The sequence below is a fragment of the Natrinema sp. DC36 genome, assembly GCF_020405225.1.
Lineage (GTDB): Archaea > Halobacteriota > Halobacteria > Halobacteriales > Natrialbaceae > Natrinema.
In genome coordinates, this window is record NZ_CP084472.1 from 1,256,735 (window position 1) to 1,275,426 (window position 18,692).

Here is an 18,692-nt window from a genome sequence, read left to right on the forward strand (position 1 = left end):
GCGGGGGAACCGACCGATCACAGCGGCTCGAGGGTCCACCGCTGGCTCGCGGAGCCGTTCGGGGTCTCCTGAATCACATCGGCGCCGTCGCTCGCCGACGAGCCCTGCACGTCGAGGGCGAGACCGCTGTTGACGTTCTCGATCGTATAGGTTCCGTCGCCGTTGCCGTTCAGGAGCCACTTCTGCATCGGGCCGGCCCACCAGCCCCACTGGTGGATACTCGTCCCGGCCGCCGTCGAACCGTCCGGAACGTCGGCGGCCCGGTCGCTGTTCTCGTTGACGAGCCGATACTGGTCGCTACCGAGGAATTCCACCCACCACTGCTGATTCTCCCCGCCGTGCCAGGCCCACTGCACCACGTTCGCGCCGTCGGCCGTCGACGACTCGTACACCTCGAGGGCCTTCCCCGTCGCCGCGTTCTCGATTCGATAGACGCCGTCCGAGACGGGCCCCGTGTCGGCGGTGTGGGGCACGCGGCTCTGGTAACTGGGAGTCCCGTCGCCGGCGACGACCGGCCAGCCGTCCTCCCACTGGATGCGGTCGGTCATGAGGATGCGGTTCCACGTACCGTCGACGAACTCCGGTTCCTGATCGTCGTAGGCGTGATAGAGCATCCACCAGTCGCCGTTGTCGTCCTGAATCGCCCCGTTGTGGCCGGGCGCGGTGAACCGGTCATTGCCCGAGAGGACCGCGACGCCGCTGTTGTGTTCGTTCAGGTCGCGAAGATCCGTCCCGTTCTGATTGTAGTAGGGGCCGGTGAACGACGTCGATCGGCCGACTTCGACCGAATACGTGCTGTCGTACCCCTCACAGCAGTAGCCGGTCGAGTAGAACAGGTAGTAGTAGCCGTCGCGCTCGAGGAGGAACGGAGCCTCTCGGTGATCGCCCGCGAGGTGGAACGTCGTCCCGGGAACGTAGTCCGTGCCGTCAGCCGTCAGCTCGACCCCGTAGAGCCCGTACCAGCTTCCCCAGACGATGTAGGGAGTACCGTCGACGACGCGGAACTCCGAGTCGATTGCGTTTGTCATCCCGAGATCGCTCTCGCGGAAGACCGGCCCCTGATCCGTGAACGGTCCCTCGGGCGAATCGGCCGTCGCCAGTCCGATGCCGGGATCGTTGTCGCTCCCCCAGACCGAATACGAGTAGTACAGGTAGTACTGTCCGTCGTAGTAGTTGATGTCGGGCGCCCACAGCGACGCGTCGTCGCTGCGCCAGTCGGGGTAGCTCTCGAAGGCCTCGCCGACGTAGGTCCAGTCGACGAGGTCGCTCGAGCGGAGGATCGGAACCATCTCCTCCTGGGATTCCGAGTCCTTCTCCATGTTGGAGGCGTACGCGTAGTACGTCCCATCGCCGGTTCGGATGACGGTCGGATCGGGAAAAACGCGATCCGAATAGGTCGGATTGTGGTAGTGCGTCGCGCTCTCGTCGGCCGCGGCGGTCCCGGTCGATCCGACCGCGCCGGCGACGGCGATCGAACCGGCTCCGATCGTTTTGAGAACGTCGCGTCTGCTGCGACTGTTGCTATCGAATAGCATGCATAGTGTCGATCAACGGATTATATAATAAGTGTTTTGAATATTTAAATTGGTATTAGCTTGACGAAGACGAATCGATCCGTCTGCTCTCAAGACCGTTTCTGCCGATATCGAGGTGCTCGAGCGGATTTACACCGAACGATGATCGTCGATCAGTCGTCGGCTCGATCCGTCGCGACGAAAGCGCCTACTGTGGGGTGAGCGTCCGGCGCTGGCTCGCGGCACCGGTCGGCGTCGCCCGAATCACGTCGGTTTGCGAGTACACAGCGAGTGAAGGCGGAGCGCCGCTACACCGGATCGAACGTCCACTTCTGGTTATCGCCGCCCAGCCAGTCGTACTGGATCACGGTGGCGCCGTCGGCCGTCGAGAAGTCCTCGACGTCGGCGACACGCCCGCTGTGTTCGGCCACCAGTCGGTACGTGCCGTCGCCGTTATCCACGACGTTCCAGCGCTGACACGGGTGTCCGGAGCGTTCCCACTGCTGGACGTTCGCCCCGTTGCCGTAGTTGGCCTCGGCTACCTCGAGGTACAGGCCGCTGTTGACGTTCGTGATGTCGTAGGTACCGTCCCGGTTCTGCGAGAGGGTCCACTGCTGGCAGGGACTGCCGGTGTCCGCGTACTGGCGGACGTCGTCGCCGTTCGCGGTGCCGGCGTTGGCGACCTCCAGCAACTTCCCGCTGTTGACGTTCGTGATGGAGTAGGTCCCCTCGGCGAGAGGGCCGGACACCGGCCCGCTGCAGTCGTTCGCGCTGCCGGGCACCTGGGCCGTCGTGCTCGGGGTGTTGGTACACCCGACGACCGGCCAGTCGTTCTCCCACGTGATCCGGTCCAGCATGAGGACGCGACGCGGGACGCCGTCGACGAAGCCGCCGTCCTGTCGGTCGTAGGCGTGGTAGATCGTCCACATCGATCCGTCGTCGTCGGTGATGACGTCGCCGTGACCCGGCCCCGGGAAGCGCCGGTTCCCGGTCAGGATCGGTACCCCCTTGTTGTTGACGTCGCGATCGATCAGATCCGTCCCGTTCTGGTTGTAGTACGGGCCGAAGAACGACGTGGACCGCCCGACCTCGTACTCGTACGTGCTGGAGAGGCCGTCGCAACAGCCGCCGGTCGAGACGATGAGGTAGTGGTAACCGTTGGCCTCGAAGTGAGTCGTCCCCTCGTAGGCGTCGCCGGCCACCTGCGTCTGCGTCGACATGTCGTAGCTCCGCAGGTCCGAACTCAACTCGCCGACGTAGATACCCTGGAAGCTTCCCCAGAACAGGTATGGCGTGCCGTCGTACTCGGCGACGTACGCGTCGATGGTGCCACCGCCCGTCTCGTCGTCGCCGATGATCTGCCCGTGGTCGGTGAACGGTCCGGTCGGCGAACTCGACGTGGCCAGCCCGATACCGAACTCGCCACTCTCCCACGGCCGGGGCGACAGCGAGTAGAACAGCTTCCACTCGCCGTCGTCGTAGTGGATATCGGGCGCCCAGATCGAGCCGTAGGTCCACCCCGGTCGGGAATCGAACGCCTCTCCCTCGTACGTCCAGTTGGCCAGGTCCGTCGACGAGAGGATCGGGATCAGCAACTCCTCGGAGTCGTTGGACCCGTCGTCCCGGTTCATGTTGGTGCCGTAGGCGTAGTAGGTGCCGTCGGGCGCCCGGTGGATCGTCGGATCGGGGAAGTGTGGCTCGTAGAGGGGATTGTGGTAATGCGTTGCACTCTCGTCGGCGGCGACGGAGCCGCTCATGCCCGCAGCGCCAGCCGTCGTGAGCGCACCGATACCGATCGTCTGCAGCACTGTCCGTCGGTCGAAATCGCTTTCGCAACCATCAGGCATGGCGATTGGTAAGTCTCCGATGTCAAACTTATATCTTTTGGTGCATGTTACCAGAAAACAGATCCCGTCTCCGAAGGGAGAAATAGAGGGCCTCGATCAGTGCGGGCTCCTGCATCGATCATCGCGTTCGCAGCCTCCCGTCGCCAGTCACTCGAGCGCGACCGGCTCACCTCGTTCCGCGGAGTCGTGGATTGCCTCGATGATCCGCATGTCCTGCAGGCCGTGTCGACCGTCCGGATAGAGGTCGCCGTCGCCGAGGAGACGGTCCGCGAAGTAGTCGAACTCCTCTTTCATCTCGCGCTCCGCGTCGAAACTTCCGTGTTCGATCGTGACCGACACGTCGCCGCGCGAGAGGTGGAGCGAACACTCTCCGTGGAACGCCGGCCGGAGTTCGATCCGCCCCTCGGTTCCCGTGATCTTGAGATGGGTGTCTTCGTGGGCGTGCTGGCTCGAGGTCGAGATCATCTGCACGTCGTCTTCGAAGACCAGCAGCGACGAGGACCGCTCGTCCGGGACGTCGGCGAACGCCTCGTGGTTCGAGACCATCTCGGCCTGCACGCTGACGGGGTCGCGTCGGAGCAGGAATCGGGTCGTGTTGATCGAATAGATTCCCAGGTCCATCACCGAGGTGCCGTACCCGCTCAGGTCGGCGTCGAGCCGCCACTGGTCGGGGTCGGGGATCATCTCGAGCAGCGACTGGGTGTTGTGACCGTAGACGGACACCGGCTCCCCGAGGAAGCCGTCGGCGATCAACTCGCGGGCCCGTTGCACCGCCGGGTCGGTCTGCATGCGATAGGCGATCATCAACGGCGCGTCCGCGGCGTCGCAGGCCTCCACCATCGCCTCGGCGCGCTCGACGGTCGCCTCCATCGGCTTCTCACAGAGGACCGCCTTGTCCAGTTCGGCCGCGGTCTCGGCGTACTCGAGGTGGTAGGCGTTCGGCGTCCCGACGTAGATGGCGTCGTACTCGTCGGCGGCCGCACCGTCGTGGAACTCGTCGTAGCTGATCCCGCTCGCGACGTCGTTCTCGTCGGCGAGTCGCGTCGCCTTTTCGGTCGAACTGCTGACGAGCACCGTCACCTCGCCCAGATCGGACGATTCGATCGCCGGCAATGCGACGTCGATGGTCCACCACCCCAGGCCGATCAGGGCGTATCTGACGGTCCCGTTCTCTGTCGTCTGCCACGTTCGCTCCTCGTAGCTATCGATCCAGTCGCGCATACCGGTTCTATATCCCGATCTGATAAAAAACGACCGATGCCAACGTGTGACGACCGCGGGAATCCGGCCGCGACGATCGTGCGTCGTCGCGGGCGAGGACGGGTTTCGACCCCACCGCCTGCGGTACGGCTCGAGAACGCGTCGACTGATCGATTCCGCCGTCGTGCCGTTCAAACAAACCGTTCGTCGATACCGAACGATCGTTTCCGTCAGAGCGGAGCTTTTCGTCCCGTTTGACGAGCGGAGGACCCTGACTCACTGTACTGGGCCTCGAGCGTAGCGCCCATTATCACGAACCCGAGAAAGAAAAGCCGTCCGTAATTACTGAACGATCGACTAGGCCCACAGCTGGTCCACAGCCCGTGACATCACCGGCTGAAACCGCTTACCCGGCACTCCCACAGCCGTCTCGTACGAATTCGCGTTTCGTCTTCTCTCCGCTAGAGATTACAACCATATATCCGTAAGCCCATCTTCCATCGTAAGACATTGTGTCTCTTTGTTCGTCATCGTGGGACACAATCGATTCGGGAAACGGTGGCGGCGGTACTATCTGGTTTCCGGTAGTCGGCCCGGTTCGGCGCGCTGGCGGGGCTGTCAGCGCATCGGATTCGGGAGGAGCGCGGCTCGTTTCGCATCGCCGACGGCGATTCTGACCGATCGCGGCCGTCGAAAAAGCGTCGCTTCCGCGGTGACTCGAGTCGGTCGATCGGGGAGTCGTCAGTAGTTGTCGTAGACGGTCTTGCTGATGGTGTAGAAGTCCAGTCCGGCGTCGCCCTGCTCCCGATAGGTTTCGCTCGAGGAATCTTTCATGCCGCCGAAGGGAACGTGGAGTTCGAGGCCGGTGGTCTTTTCGTTGACTTTGACGACGCCTGCTTCGATCTCCGCCACGAAGCGGTTGGCCTCGGTGTGATCGTCGGTGACGACGCTCGCGGAGAGCCCGAAGTCGACGTCGTTAGCGACGGCCAGTGCCTCGTCGAAGTCGCTGACGGGGATGACCGCCAGCACCGGGCCGAAGACCTCCTCCTGGGCGATGCGCATCTCGGAGTCGACATCCGAAAAGACTGCGGGCTCGACGAAGTAGCCCTCACGGTCCAGCGCCGACCCGCCGTACTCGAGGGTTGCACCCTCTTCCCGTGCGATGTCGACGTACTCGAGCGTGCTCTCGAGCTCCGACTCGCTAACGTGGGGGCCCATACCGGGATCGTCGAGCCCGTGACCGTGGTCGATCGCGGCGGCGCGGTCGACCACGGCGTCGACGAACTGGTCGTAGACGTCCTCGTGGACGATGGCGCGAGAAGCGGCCGTACACGCCTGCCCGGTCACGCCGAACGCGCCGTCGGCGACGATCTCGGCCGCTTCCTCGACATCTGCCGTGTCGCTGACGACCGTCGGGTTCTTGCCGCCCATCTCGAGCTGGACGCGCTTGCCGTCCTCGGTCGCGGTGTCGTAGACGGTGTTGCCGACAGCCGTGCTGCCGGTAAAGGAGATGGCGTCGACATCCTCGTGACTCGCGATCGTGGAGCCGACCTCGCTCCCGGGCCCGGTGACGACGTTGAGCACGCCGTCGGGGAGGCCCGCGTCGTCAAGCGCCGCGGCCATCTCGTGGACGACGCCGGGCGCGAGCGATGCGGGCTTGATGACGACGGCGTTCCCCGCTGCGAGCGCGGGTGCGATCTTCCAGGCCGGAATGGCGATTGGGTAGTTCCACGGCGTGATCAGGCCCGCGACACCGAGGGGCTCGTTCGTCGTGTAGAGCGTCGTATCGCGTGCGCTGGAGCCCTTGACCGTGCCGCCGAGATCGCTCGCCTTCGCACCGTAGTAGTGGAAGATGTCGATCGCGCGCTGTACTTCGCCGCCGGCCTCGCTCCGGGTCTTGCCCTCCTCGCGGACGAGGAGTTCGGTCAGCTCGTCCTTTCGCTGATCCAGCAGCGATCCGGCCGTCGTGAGGATCCGGCCGCGCTCGGGGCCGGGCGTCGATCCCCAGTCGTCGCTCGCGTCGCGAGCCGCCTCGATTGCTCGCTCGGTGTCGTCCGCGTCGGACTGGGGATAGGTCGCGACGACCGCCGCGGGGTTCGCGGGATCGGTCGTTTCGAAGGTCTCGCCGGTATTCGATTCGCGCCACTCGCCGCTGACGTAGTTCAGCCGCTGGTCTGGCATACAGACGGAGGTCGTCCCGTTCGCTCATAATTCTTGCCGTTCCGACGCTTCCCGCCGCCGAACCGTCCGGGGACGAGACATTTATAATGGATTAGGTAGTTGATGCCCGCATGCGGTATCAGCGCCTATCCACTGGCGACCAGTATAGACTGATCGCTGTCGATGACGACACAGCATACGATCTGACAGCCGTCAAACCGAGACTAGACAGGTTTGGTGAACTCGCTGCGGCGGCGGACATCGCGGGCATCGGGATCGACGAGATGGCGAGCGAGCTCACGGACGAAGCTCCGACGGTCTCTCGCGATTCGCTCACTGACGGGACGCTACCGATCGTGCCGGAGGAGGTCTGGGCAGCGGGGGTCACGTACGAGATCAGCGAGGAGGCCCGCGAAGCCGAGAGCGGGATGCCGGAGATGTACCTCCACGCCTACGAGGCCGAGCGGCCGGAGATCTTCTTCAAAGCGACGCCGAGCCGGACGGTCGGCCCCGGCGAGGCGGTCGGCATCCGAGCCGATTCCTCGTGGGACGTCCCCGAACCGGAACTCGGTATCGTCCTCTACGACGGCTCGATCGTCGGCTACACGGTCGGCAACGACATGAGCAGCCGCGAGATCGAGGGCGAGAATCCGTTGTATCTTCCCCAGGCGAAGATGTACGAGCGCTGCTGCTCGATCGGTCCCTGTATCGCCTCCGCCGCCGAGGTCGGCGACCCTCACGAACTGACGATGTCGATGGAGATCACTCGAGACGGCGAGACCCTCTACGACGGCGAGACCTCGATCGGCAACATGGCCCGTACCTGCGACGAGTTGGTCGAGTACTGGCGGGACCACGACGTCGTCCCCGAACTCGGCGTCCTGCTCACCGGCACCTCCCTCGTTCCGGACGACGGATTCACCCTTCAGCCGAACGACGAGGTCCGCATCGCGATCGACCAGATCGGCGAACTCGTGAATCCGGTCGTCGAAGTCTGATCGGATCGACGTTCTCTCGCTCCCTTCTCGGCAACCCTCGTCCGAACGCGTCCGGTGACGGATGGTCGTTCGAGGCTGGCTGACGAACTCGGACACCGAACGAGGCCATCGAGTCTCGATCGACGGAGCCCGAACCGAGATCCGACCGGTCGGCGAGCCGGTTCGGTTCCGGACTGAGTCCTCGAGACCGCTTTGTAGCCGACCTATCGACTGAGTCGCTGCGAAGCTACGGCGGTGGACATCGATATCGCATAGTACCAGTTCGATAATAAGTGACTATTATATATGGTAATATTATATGGGGAAACGATGTTCGGTTGGATACTACAATCCGGTGGACAAGCGCCACTCGTATCGCTCGTGGTGGGCATCGTCGTGATCGTACTCCTGCTGGTCGTCCTCGACCTACCGGCGTTCGTCTCGCTCGTTATCGCGGGACTCGCGGTCGGCATCGTCGCTCCGTCGGTCGCTTTCGCCGACGTTCCCGGCGAGTTCTCAACGGCCTTCGGCGAGAACATGGCCGGAATCGGTATCCCCATCCTGATGGCTGCGATCATCGGAAAGGCCATGGTCGAGAGCGGTGCGGCCAATCGGATCGTTCGAGCCTTCACGGCCGTACTCGGGGACGAGAACACCGAAATTTCGCTGTTCAGTAGCAGTTTCATCATGTCTATCCCGGTCTTCTTCGACAACGTGTTCTACTTGCTCGCGCCGCTGGCACGCGCCGCGCGGTCGCGAGACGGTCAAAACTACGCGCTGTACATCGTCGCCGTCGGCGCTGCCGGCGTCGTTACGCACGGTTTCGTCCCGCCGACACCCGGACCGTTGCTCGCCGTCGAAGAGTTCGACGCCAATCTCGGGAGTACCATTCTGGTCGGCGTCCTCGTCGGACTGCCGACGGCGCTCATCTCCGGACTGGGCTACGGCTACTGGATCAACCGCCGAGTGGAGATCCCGCTCCGAGACGCGATGGGAACGACGGTCGAGGAACTCGAGTCACAAAACCGAATTCCGACAGGCCAGTTGCCGGGCGTGTTCGAATCGCTGTTGCCTATTTTGCTCGCCGTCCTCCTCGTGACCGCCGACACGACCGCACAAACGATACTCGGCTCGGACGCATCGGTCGGCGACATCACGGGGTTCTTCGGTGATCCGACCGTCGCCCTCACGGCGGCAGCGCTGGCAGCGGCGCTCACGTACTACCGGATGAGCGATCTCGAGAGCGATGCGTTCTCCGACGAACTCACCGAGGCGCTCAAAAGCGGCGGTAACATCGCAGCGATCACCGCCGCCGGCGGTGCGTTCGGCGCAATGCTTCAGGCGGCCGGTGCCGGCGAGTACATCGCTGGCAGCCTCGAAGGGATCGGCCTCGGCCTGCTCGTGACGGCGTGGGTGATCGCCGCCGGCGTTCGCGTCGTTCAGGGGTCGGCGACGGTCGCGATCGTCACCACGGCGAGTATCATGGCTCCGCTCGCCAGCGGACTCGAGGTCAACGTCGCGTACCTCGTCATGTCGATCGGCGCTGGCGCGTCCTTCTGCTCGTGGTACAACGATAGCGGTTTCTGGATCGTCAAGGAGATCGGCGGCCTTACGCAGGCGGAGACGTTGAAGACGTGGACGGTCGCAACCATCCTCATCGGCCTCACGGGCCTGCTGAGTACGCTCGTTTTCTCGTCGATCCTCCCGCTCAGTTAGCTACCGCCCGTCTTCCAGCCGTCACCGCGCGATCGAGGCCGGATGATTGGCGCTCTCGAGGATCGCTTCACTAGAAACAGCGACCGACGCTTACGGCCGTACTTCGTTGGTCGGCCCCGTGAAGGATAACTGTCGGTTCTTCACCGCCGTCCCCGACTCGGCGTCGAAGAGGTGGATCGCCTCCGTCGGGAATGCGACGTCGACGCGGTCACCGTCGCCGACGGTCGGGATCCCCTCGGTCGTCGCCGTGAACTCGGTCCCGTCGTCGAACCGGAGATGCACGAGATTCTCGTTGCCCATCGGTTCGACGACGTCCACCGTGGCCTCGAATCGCCGTTCGTCCGCGGCCACCTCGTCGATCCGAACGTCTTCCGGTCGGACCCCGAGGACGAGTTCGCTCCCGTCCTCGAGGTCGTCGCTCATCGCCGGCTCGAGCGGATAGTCGAACGTGTCGGTCACGATCCGCGCTCCGTCGAGGCGACCGTCGAAGAAGTTCATCGACGGTTCGCCGATGAAGCCGGCGACGAAGAGATTGTTCGGCTCGTGGTAACACTCCAGCGGCGTGCCGACCTGCTGCAGCTCTCCCTGATCCAATACTGCAATCCGATCGCCCATCGTCATCGCCTCGGTCTGGTCGTGCGTGACGTAGACCGTCGTCACGCCGAGCTGTTCCTGAAGGTGCTGGAGCTCCGTCCGCATCTCCGCGCGCAGCTTCGCGTCGAGGTTGGAGAGCGGTTCGTCCATCAGGAACACGTCGGGGTCGCGGACGATCGCCCGTCCCAGCGCGACCCGCTGTTGCTGGCCGCCCGAGAGCTCGCCCGGCTTGCGATCCAGCAGCTCGTCGATTCCCATCAGCGCCGCCGTCTCCTCGACCGTCTCGTCGATCTCCGCGTCGGAGAGCTCGGTCGATTCCTCGAGCCCGAAGGCCATGTTCTCGCGGACGGTCTTGTGGGGGTACAGCGCGTACGACTGGAAGACCATCGCGATGTCGCGGTCCTGTGCCGAGACCTCGTTGATCGTCCGGTCGCCGAGCCTGACCTCGCCGTCCGTGACCGTCTCGAGGCCGGCGATCATGCGCAGCGTCGTCGATTTGCCACAGCCCGAGGGGCCGACCAGGACGAGGAAGTCGCCGTCGGGAACCTCGACCGAGACGTCTTCGACCGCAACGACGCCTGCGTTTTCGTCCCCGTACACCTTGGTCACGTCGTCGAGTTCTAAGCCCGCCATGTTACACCTGGGTGAGTTCGCGTTCGGTTTCGAGACGACGGTTGCAGAGCGCGTCGCCGCTGGTTCCGTCGAAAACGTGGATCCGCTCGGGATCGAGCGTCACCACGACCGATTCGCCCGCCTCCACGACGTGCATCCCGTCGGTCACCGCCTGTAGAACGTCGTGATCGTCCGCCGCGTCGGCGTGCGTGAGGTGGACCACGTTCTGATCGCCGTGGGTCTCCGTGACCGTCACCGTCATCCGGTACTCGTGGTCGCCGAGCGGAGCCGATTCGTCGTCGTCCCGCCGAACGTCGACCGCCTCGGGACGGATCCCGATGACGAGGTCGTCGACATCGCCGACGGCGTCGGCCAGTCGGTCGTCGAACGGATACTCGAGGAAGTCGCCCGCGAAGCCGGCTTCGGACCGCCGGCCGCGGAGGAAGTTCATCATCGGTTCGCCGATGAAGCCCGCGACGAACTGGTTTGCCGGCTCGTGGTAGAGTTCGAGCGGTTCGCCGACCTGTTGCAGGAGACCACCGTCGAGCACCGCAATCCGGTCACCCATCGTCATCGCCTCGGTCTGATTGTGGGTGACGTAGACCGTCGTCACGTCGAGGCCGGCCTGTAGGTTCTGGAGCTCCGTCCGCATCTGGGACCGGAGCTTGGCGTCGAGGTTCGCGAGCGGCTCGTCCATCAGGAAAACCTCGGGATCGCGGACGATCGCCCGACCGAGCGCGACCCGCTGTTGCTGGCCGCCCGAGAGTTCGCCCGGCTTGCGATCGAGGAGGTCCTCGATGCCGAGGTCGGCGGCGACCTCCTCGACTCGCTCGTCCATCTCGTCCGCGGTGTACCCCGCTTCCTCCTCCAGTCCGAACCGGACGTTCTCGCGAACGGTCATGTGCGGATAGAGGGCGTAATCCTGGAAGACCATCGCGATATCGCGGTTCTGCGGGACGCGATAGTTCATGTGGTCGCCGTCGATGTAGAGGTTACCCTCGCTGGGCGTCTCGAGGCCGGCGATCATGCGCAACGTCGTCGACTTGCCACAGCCCGAGGGGCCGACCAGCACGAGGAACTCGCTGTCCTCGACGTCGAGGGTGACGTCCTCGACGGCGACCGTGTCTCCGAACCGTTTCGTCAGGTGATCGAGTTGAATTCGTCCCATCGGTTATCCACTCTCCGTGCGCAGTCCTTCCGCGAACTGTTCGGCGAACGCGACGTACAGGATGATCGTCGGCAGAGCGGCGAGGAACGCGGCCGACATCCGGATCCCGAAATCGACGCCGGAGGTCGACGCGCCGATCGCCGGCAGGATCAGCGTCACCGGTGCCGCGGGGTGATTCGATCCTGTAATGAGGGTGAACGAGAACAGGAACTCGTTGTAAATCTGGGTGAACTGGTAGATGAAGACCACGGCGAACATCGGCTTCGAGATCGGCAACACGATGCGGCGGTAGATCTTCGTGATGCTCGCCCCGTCGATCTTGGCCGCCTCCACCAGCGAGTCGGGGAGACTCTTGTAGTACGACCGAAACAGAATCGTACAGATCGGGATCCCGTACGCGACGTGGGTGATGATCAGCGGAACGAGCCGCGAGTGATAGCCCTGAAGGAGCGGCGCGGCCGCGAACATCGGCTCGAGCATTCGCGCGAGCGGGAAGAGATTGTTCCAGAAGCGCGCCAGCGGAACGAGAACGGCCTGATACGGGACGAATACCCCCACCAGGAATAGCGAGAGTACCGCCAGTTGACCGCGCCAGTTGACCATCGTGAGGCCGTAGGCGGCCATACTCGCCAGCAACACGTTGAGGATCGTCGCCGGAATCGCCATGAGAAGCGAGTTGACGAACGAGTTCGTCAGCTGACTGAACGCGTACTCGAGGTTCTCGAGCGTGAACCCCTCGCCGACCGGGGGCGCGAACGGCAGCGAGCGCGCGACGGCCTCGTTGGTCTTCAATGCCGTCATGATCCCCGTCTCGAGGGGGACGAGGAAGAACCCCAGAAAGAGGACGACCAGCGTGTACTGACCGACCCGTCTGAGGTTGACGTCCTCGACGAGCGATGCGACGTCGACGTTCGTATCCGAAGTGGATCGTGACATGGTCAGAGACTCCCCTGTCGATGCTGGTAGATGAGATACGGTGCGATAACGCTGAGCGCGAGTAGCAGTAACATCGTCGCGATCGCGGCCGCGTAGGCCCACTTCCCGAACTTGAACGCTTGCCGGACCATCAGCGTGGCCAGGATGTCAGTGCCGTTGGGCGGGCGGTACTGCCCGACGAGCGCGTAGAGGAAGGTAAACGCCTTGAGCGCGAACACCATCAGGACGACGGCCGCGCTGACCGACGACTCCTTCAGCTGCGGGATGATGATCCGCAGGTAGGTGCGGACGGTACTCGCCCCGTCGACCTTCGCCGCCTCGAACTGGTCGGACGGGATCGACTGGAGTCCCGCAAGGTAGACGACCATCGCGTACCCGCTGAACTGCCAGACCAGCGCGAAGATGACCGACGCGAGCGCGATTTCGGGATTTCCGAGCCAGTTGATCGGCTCGAATCCAAGCGTCGTCACGATGACCGTCAACACCCCGTTCTCCTGGTTGTACATCCACAACCAGAGCTGGGCCGTCACGACGAACGAGAGCGCCATCGGCATGAGATAGATCGTCTGGATCTTGTCCTTGTACCGGATCCCGTGATCCAGAAGGATCGCGAGAAAGAGCCCCAGGGCGAGCGAAACCGTCGTAAAGGCGACGAGCAAGACGAGGTTGTTTATCGCCGCCTCCCGAAACGCGTCGTTCGAGAGGGCGGTCGCGTACATTTCGAAGTCGAGGTTCGAAAACGTCGGCCGGCCGAGGCCGGCGTAGTCGGTGAGCGAAATCACGACGTTGTACCCGATGCCACCGTAGACGGCGATCCCCATCAGAATAAACGGAATCCCCCAGAACGGTGACGACCGGACGAAGTCGCTGTTCAGGAAGTACCTGAGCTTCGTCTCCCAACCGACCACCTCCTCTGTCGGTACTGATTTCGATTCGGTCGTGTCTCCTGTTGCCATCGAACTAGCCAATACTCGCCACCGTAATAAAAATTGAGTTATGTTACGACGTGGGTCGGATGTCACGTCGAACGACAGCGCGACGTCACTGAGGGACCGCGTCGAGCAGGCCGTCCGCCGTCGCTTCCGCGTCGTACGGGTCCGAGAAGTTGTTCCCGATCGCGCTCTTGCAGGCGTTCATGGACTCGGGTTCGAGGGCGAGGCCGTGAGCGATCGTCGGCGGATACGCCTCGGAGTTGGTGAGGTCCTCGTAGGTCATCGCCAGGAAGTCCGATAGTTCGTTCGGATCGATGTCGGTCCGAAGCGGCACCGATCCCTTGAGGTTATTGAACTCGATCTGTGCCTCCTTCGTCCCCACGAACTTCTGCCACGTGATCGTCTCCTCCCGGCTCGGGTTGTTCGACGGCGCGACGAACGCGTCGACGTGGTAGAAGTACAGCCCTTCGGTCCCCGGGAAGGGGACCCAGTCCCACTCCTCGCCGAAGTTAAAATCGTCGTCGTTCCGAAACAGCCCGTAGAGCCAGTTGCCGCCGTGGATACAGGCGGCCTCGTCCGCGATCAATTTCTGTCCGGCCTCCGTGTAGCCGATCGAAGAGGCGTCGTCGGGAATGTAGTTCTCCTGAATCTCCCGTAACGTCTCGAGCGCATCGATAATCGCGCCCCTGTCGCCGTTCCCCTCGATGAAGTCCATGTACGCCTCGACGCCGCTCTGGCTCGTGAGGATCTGCGCCCACGTCTGGAGTCCGAGGAACGGGGCTCGCATCCCGTGTGAAAAGGGCGTGTAGTCGGTGTTCTGGTCGATCGTCTCGAGTGCGTCCATCAGATCGGGAACGCTCCCGAGGCTCTCGGCGTCGACGTCCGCCTCGTCGAACGCCGCCGTGTTGTAGAACAGGTTGTTCATTCGGTGTGACCCGATCGGGACCGCCGGCATCTTGTCGTTGTATTTGCATATGTCGATGACCCGGTCCTGCATGCTCTCTTTGTACCCCTCGGCGTCCCAGACGTCTTCCTCGAGGTCCATCAGCGCGCCGTCGTACCGATTCAGGTTCTTTCCCGGCCAGTTCGCGAAGGAGCTCATCGGATTCGAGTTGGACAACCGCCGGAGCAGGGTCGCATTCAACTCGACGTTCCCGTCACCGCCGACGGCCTGGAATCTCGGCTCCGGCTCCATGTCGGGATTAGCCTCCTTGAACGCACTGGTCAGCGCGTCGACCGCGGCGGCGCCGTCGCCGCCGGTCCAGCCGTGCAGGACCTCGAGTTCACCCGATTCGCTGCCGCTGCCGCCGACACAGCCCGCGATTCCGAGTGCAGCACCCGCCGCGATGCCACCGAGATACGTTCGTCTACCGATACCCTTGTCCGGTTTGTCATTGTCAACCATACGGATTGGCAAATAATTCCACATGTTTATAAAGATACCGGTGCGAGGTGCGATCGAGACGTCATCGCCAAGGTTTAGCGCTGTAGGCGTACTGGCCGCGTTCGGGAAGGAACGGCCCGCTCGGTGGCATGCGTCACGAACGCGTGCTTCGGGAAAGGGGAGAGAAATGCGATGGGAGGTGACTCTCGTTCGTTTCGTCGGTCGACTACCGATTCGTCGACACGATCGACCGTCCCAGTCGGACGGGCGATGCTTCATCGAACGACCCGAAGCAAAGCTCCGTGAGCCTGACTTCGCTCACGCTTCGTCGAACAACGCTGAGCAACGCTCAGCGAGCTTGACGAAGCCTACGCTTCGTCGAACAGCTCCTCGCCCTCGGCCAGATGCTCTTCGACCGCATCGAGGTCCAGCGTCACGCCGAGCCCCGGTTTCTCCGGCACGTCGGCGTACCCTTCGTGGATGATGTCTTCCTCGACTAAGTCCGACCACCAGCCGAGTTCGTAGGAGTGGTACTCCACGGCCAGCGAGTTCGGAATCGCCGCCCCGACGTGGACGCTGGCCATCGTCCCGATCGGCGAGGAGACGTTGTGCATCGCGACCGGGACGTAGTACAAATCCGCCAGATCGGCGATCTTTCGCGTCTGGCGCATCCCACCGACGCGCGGTACGTCCGGCGCGACGATGTCGACCGCCTGGTTCTCGAGCAGTCGTCGGTTGCCGTGATTCCGGTAGACGTTCTCGCCGACGGTGATCGGCGTCGAGGTCCGCTTGGTGACCTCCTCCTGGACGTCGTGGTTCTCCGGCGGGATCGGGTCCTCGAGCCACCAGACATCGTACTCCTCGAGTCGCTTTGCGAGTCGATGCGCGCTGCCGGCGCTGAACGACCAGTGGCAGTCGAAGGCCACGTCGGCGCGGTCGCCGACGCGCTCGGTGACTTTCTCGACGATCTCGGCCTTGTGCTCGATCTCCGGATTCCGGAGGTGGCGGTTGGCACGGTCCTTCTCGTGACCGCTGGGCACGTCGAGATCGAACTTCAGCGCGTCGTAGCCCAGGTCTTCGACGACGCGTTCGGCTTCGTCCGCACAGGCGTCGGGGTCGGCCTCCTCCTCGGTGTGGCAGTCGCAGTAGATCCGCATCTCGTCGCGGTACTTACCGCCCAGTAGCTGGTAGGCCGGCACCTCGAGGATCTTGCCGGCGACGTCGTGTAAGGCGAGTTCGATGCCGGAGATCGCGGAGATCGCCTTCCCCGAGATCGACCCCTCGCCGGAGAGTTTCTGGACGAGGTGCTCGTAGAGGCGATCGATGTCCAGCGGGTTCTCCCCCTCGATGAAGGGGGCCATCCGCTCGATGATCTCCTGTTCGCCGGCGCCCCAGTAGGATTCACCGTTACCGACGAGGCCGGCGTCGGTGTAGACGCGGACCAGCGTCCACGGGTAGTTGCCGTCGACGATGGTCGTCTGGACGTCCGTGATTTCGACATCGCGCGGCCCGCGGTCGGCGGAGACGCCCATCGTCTCCGCCGAGAGGTCGCGCATCGTATACTCTGCGTTCGGGTCGGACAGCTGTCTGTAGTCCATCGACAGTCGTGAATAACTGTAGGTGCTACTAAAACTTCCGCTAGACGGTAGCACGGAACGAGAACGATTGCCTGCGGCGTTCGCGAGTTCAGTTCCGGAGGACGGAAACGTCGAAAACCGGCTTGCAGGTCCCACTCTCGAGGAAGGTCTCGAACGCCTCGTCGGCCTCGAGGAGGCTGAAGCGGTCGTCGAGGAACGTCTCGGCGTCGACGTCGCCCGTGTCGATCAGGCGCAGCGCGTTCTCGAAGTCCTCGTACTTCGATGCGTAGGAACACTGCAGGTCGATCTCCGCGCGGACGAGCGGCGAGTAGGGCATCGTCGTCTCGCCGGTCTGGCCGACGAGGACGATCTGGCCGCCCTTCCGGACCTCGTCGACGGCCGACGGCAGTCCCGACGGGTGGCCCGTCGTGTCGAAGACGACGTCGTAGCCGATGCCGTCGGTCAGTTCGTCGCGGACGGCGTCGAGATCGTCGTCGGCAACGTTGATCGTCTCGAAGCCGAGTTCCTCGGCGAGCGGGAGGCGGTAGTCGACGTCCTGGCCGACGCCGCTGACGACGACCTCGCCGCCCTGTGCGCGGGCGACCTGCGCGGTGAGGAGCCCGATCGGGCCGGGCCCTTCGACGAGGACTCGCGTGCCGGCGCGCACTCGGGAGTTCTGGATGACCGCTCGCGCGCCGATGCTGGTCGGTTCGACCATCGCCGCGTGTTGCTGTTCGACGCTGTCGGGAACGGGGTGGAGCGCATCTTCGGGGACGGCGACATAGGGCTCGTAGGCGCCGTCGTGGTCCACGCCCGTGATGACCGCATCCTGGCAGACGTTCGATTCGCCGATCTCGCACTGATAGCAGTCGCCACAGCCGCGAATCGGCCGCTCGACGACCCGGTCGCCGACCGCGAACTTCGTCACGGCGTCGCCGACCTCGACGACGCGACCCGAGTACTCGTGGCCGATGACGGTCGGCAGCTCCATCCGTTCGAACGCCGATTCGAACTCGTAGATCCCGGCGTCGCTCCCGCAGAGGCCCGCGTAATCGACTTCGATCAACGCCTCGTCGGGCTCCGGCTCTGGCCGATCGCGGTCGACGAGTTCCATGGCTCCCTGACTCCGACTGGTCTTTGCTAATCCGCGCATGCCTTCGGGTCGTTCGCGGGCAGTTATAATTCTGTGGGGTTCCCGATCCGGAGCGCCCCGGGACGGTAAACGTAATAGGGACGGACAGGTACGCTAGGCGTATGGTCGACTACGAACATAGTCCAGTGACCGTCGACGGCAAGCGTGCAATCGTCGTCGGCGGGACCAGCGGTATCGGACAGGCGATCGCCCTCGGTTTCGCCGAGGAGGGTGCCGACGTCATTGCGACGAGCCGGGACGAGTCGAAGGTCGCGGAGACCGCGGCGGCGATCGAGGACCGCGGCGTCGAGACGGCGAGGGTTACGTGCGACGTGACCGACTCCGAGTCGCTCGAGCGCGTCCGCGAGACGGCCGTCGACGAGTTCGGCAGTATCGATATCGTCGTCGCATCGCAGGGAGCGATCTCGCGGGCGACGGTGCAGGACATCTCCGACGAGGAGTGGGATTTCGTCACCGATGTCGCGCTCGACGGCGTCCGTCGCGTCACTCAGTCGTTCGCCCCGGCGATGGCTGAGGGCGGGTCGATCGTCAACATCTCCTCGCTGTCGGCTCGACTCTCGATGGCAAACCTGCCCGCCTACACCGCGGCCAAAGGCGGCGTCGAAGCGTTCACGCGTGCGTCCGCGAAGGAACTCGCTCCCGACATTCGGGTCAACGCGATCGCGCCCGGATTCGTCATCACTCCGCAGAACGCCGAGACGTACGCCGAAGGAACGGAGAAGCGAGCGCGCATCGACGAACGCACCCCGCTCGGCCGAGTCGCCGAGCGCGAGGAGATCGTCGGCGCGGCGATCTACCTCGGCAGCGACGCCTCCTCGTTCGTCACCGGCGAGATCGTCACGGTCGACGGCGGCTTCGCGGATAGCGCGTTCTGATCGGACCAACGTTTTTGTAGCCGCCGCGCCGACGTTCGACTCGACCC

General features: G+C 63.9%; 14 protein-coding genes. 3 read left to right on the forward strand and 11 right to left on the reverse strand.

Features of this window, described 5'->3' with window-relative positions:
- Positions 1–17: 17 nt before the first annotated feature.
- The 4 genes from LDH74_RS06825 to LDH74_RS06840 form a co-directional block, all read right to left on the reverse strand.
- Positions 18–1,535, reverse strand: coding sequence for a family 43 glycosylhydrolase (locus LDH74_RS06825; protein ID WP_226041766.1), 1,518 nt, complete (start codon positions 1,533–1,535; stop codon positions 18–20).
- 287 nt (positions 1,536–1,822) lie between these two features.
- The gene (locus LDH74_RS06830) at positions 1,823–3,361 is read right to left on the reverse strand and encodes a family 43 glycosylhydrolase (RefSeq protein ID WP_226041767.1); all 1,539 of its coding nucleotides are present in this window, start codon (positions 3,359–3,361) and stop codon (positions 1,823–1,825) included.
- A 147-nt stretch (positions 3,362–3,508) separates the two neighbouring features.
- The gene (gfo6, locus tag LDH74_RS06835; protein ID WP_226041768.1) at positions 3,509–4,582 is read right to left on the reverse strand and encodes a D-xylose 1-dehydrogenase Gfo6; all 1,074 of its coding nucleotides are present in this window, start codon (positions 4,580–4,582) and stop codon (positions 3,509–3,511) included.
- A gap of 720 nt (positions 4,583–5,302) precedes the next feature.
- The gene (locus LDH74_RS06840; protein ID WP_226041769.1) at positions 5,303–6,742 is read right to left on the reverse strand and encodes an aldehyde dehydrogenase family protein; all 1,440 of its coding nucleotides are present in this window, start codon (positions 6,740–6,742) and stop codon (positions 5,303–5,305) included.
- Between the two features lie 110 nt (positions 6,743–6,852).
- Between LDH74_RS06840 and LDH74_RS06845 the strand changes: the two genes are divergently transcribed.
- Together LDH74_RS06845 and LDH74_RS06850 are read left to right on the forward strand one after the other, a co-directional pair.
- Positions 6,853–7,719: a fumarylacetoacetate hydrolase family protein gene (locus LDH74_RS06845; RefSeq protein ID WP_226041770.1), complete on the forward strand. Its 867-nt coding sequence runs from the start codon at positions 6,853–6,855 to the stop codon at positions 7,717–7,719.
- Between the two features lie 309 nt (positions 7,720–8,028).
- Positions 8,029–9,414 (forward strand): SLC13 family permease, encoded by a 1,386-nt coding sequence (locus LDH74_RS06850; protein WP_226041771.1) that lies wholly within the window; start codon positions 8,029–8,031, stop codon positions 9,412–9,414.
- A 90-nt stretch (positions 9,415–9,504) separates the two neighbouring features.
- Here LDH74_RS06850 and LDH74_RS06855 read toward each other — a convergent pair whose 3' ends face one another.
- The 7 genes from LDH74_RS06855 to LDH74_RS06885 form a co-directional block, all read right to left on the reverse strand.
- Entirely contained in the window at positions 9,505–10,641 is a 1,137-nt protein-coding gene (locus tag LDH74_RS06855; protein ID WP_226041772.1) for an ABC transporter ATP-binding protein, read from the reverse strand.
- A gap of 1 nt (position 10,642) precedes the next feature.
- Positions 10,643–11,788 carry an ABC transporter ATP-binding protein gene (locus LDH74_RS06860; protein ID WP_226041773.1) on the reverse strand — a complete coding sequence of 382 codons (1,146 nt, stop codon included), beginning with the start codon at positions 11,786–11,788 and terminating at the stop codon, positions 10,643–10,645.
- 3 nt (positions 11,789–11,791) lie between these two features.
- Positions 11,792–12,724 carry a carbohydrate ABC transporter permease gene (locus LDH74_RS06865; RefSeq protein ID WP_226041774.1) on the reverse strand — a complete coding sequence of 311 codons (933 nt, stop codon included), beginning with the start codon at positions 12,722–12,724 and terminating at the stop codon, positions 11,792–11,794.
- A gap of 2 nt (positions 12,725–12,726) precedes the next feature.
- The gene (locus tag LDH74_RS06870) at positions 12,727–13,680 is read right to left on the reverse strand and encodes a sugar ABC transporter permease (protein WP_226041775.1); all 954 of its coding nucleotides are present in this window, start codon (positions 13,678–13,680) and stop codon (positions 12,727–12,729) included.
- Positions 13,681–13,765: 85 nt separating this feature from the next.
- Complete coding sequence (locus LDH74_RS06875; RefSeq protein ID WP_345778549.1) at positions 13,766–15,031, reverse strand: ABC transporter substrate-binding protein; 1,266 nt, start codon at positions 15,029–15,031, stop codon at positions 13,766–13,768.
- A 377-nt stretch (positions 15,032–15,408) separates the two neighbouring features.
- A complete protein-coding gene (locus LDH74_RS06880) occupies positions 15,409–16,644 on the reverse strand; it encodes a mandelate racemase/muconate lactonizing enzyme family protein (RefSeq protein ID WP_305082476.1) in 1,236 nt (411 codons plus the stop codon).
- Between the two features lie 82 nt (positions 16,645–16,726).
- A complete protein-coding gene (locus tag LDH74_RS06885) occupies positions 16,727–17,770 on the reverse strand; it encodes an alcohol dehydrogenase catalytic domain-containing protein (RefSeq protein ID WP_226041778.1) in 1,044 nt (347 codons plus the stop codon).
- A gap of 101 nt (positions 17,771–17,871) precedes the next feature.
- Between LDH74_RS06885 and LDH74_RS06890 the strand changes: the two genes are divergently transcribed.
- Positions 17,872–18,645 (forward strand): SDR family NAD(P)-dependent oxidoreductase, encoded by a 774-nt coding sequence (locus LDH74_RS06890; protein WP_226041779.1) that lies wholly within the window; start codon positions 17,872–17,874, stop codon positions 18,643–18,645.
- Positions 18,646–18,692: the final 47 nt, after the last annotated feature.

Excerpts from the sequence above, each read along its gene's own strand:
- LDH74_RS06870 (WP_226041775.1), bottom strand. The coding sequence starts at position 13,680 with ATGGCAACAGGAGACACGACCGAATCGAAATCAGTACCGACAGAGGAG.
- LDH74_RS06890 (WP_226041779.1), top strand. The coding sequence starts at position 17,872 with ATGGTCGACTACGAACATAGTCCAGTGACCGTCGACGGCAAGCGTGCA.
- LDH74_RS06850 (WP_226041771.1), top strand. The coding sequence starts at position 8,029 with ATGTTCGGTTGGATACTACAATCCGGTGGACAAGCGCCACTCGTATCG.
- LDH74_RS06855 (WP_226041772.1), bottom strand. The coding sequence starts at position 10,641 with ATGGCGGGCTTAGAACTCGACGACGTGACCAAGGTGTACGGGGACGAA.
- LDH74_RS06845 (WP_226041770.1), top strand. The coding sequence starts at position 6,853 with ATGCGGTATCAGCGCCTATCCACTGGCGACCAGTATAGACTGATCGCT.
- LDH74_RS06860 (WP_226041773.1), bottom strand. The coding sequence starts at position 11,788 with ATGGGACGAATTCAACTCGATCACCTGACGAAACGGTTCGGAGACACG.
- gfo6 (WP_226041768.1), bottom strand. The coding sequence starts at position 4,582 with ATGCGCGACTGGATCGATAGCTACGAGGAGCGAACGTGGCAGACGACA.
- LDH74_RS06840 (WP_226041769.1), bottom strand. The coding sequence starts at position 6,742 with ATGCCAGACCAGCGGCTGAACTACGTCAGCGGCGAGTGGCGCGAATCG.
- LDH74_RS06885 (WP_226041778.1), bottom strand. The coding sequence starts at position 17,770 with ATGCGCGGATTAGCAAAGACCAGTCGGAGTCAGGGAGCCATGGAACTC.
- LDH74_RS06865 (WP_226041774.1), bottom strand. The coding sequence starts at position 12,724 with ATGTCACGATCCACTTCGGATACGAACGTCGACGTCGCATCGCTCGTC.
- LDH74_RS06825 (WP_226041766.1), bottom strand. The coding sequence starts at position 1,535 with ATGCTATTCGATAGCAACAGTCGCAGCAGACGCGACGTTCTCAAAACG.
- LDH74_RS06830 (WP_226041767.1), bottom strand. The coding sequence starts at position 3,361 with ATGCCTGATGGTTGCGAAAGCGATTTCGACCGACGGACAGTGCTGCAG.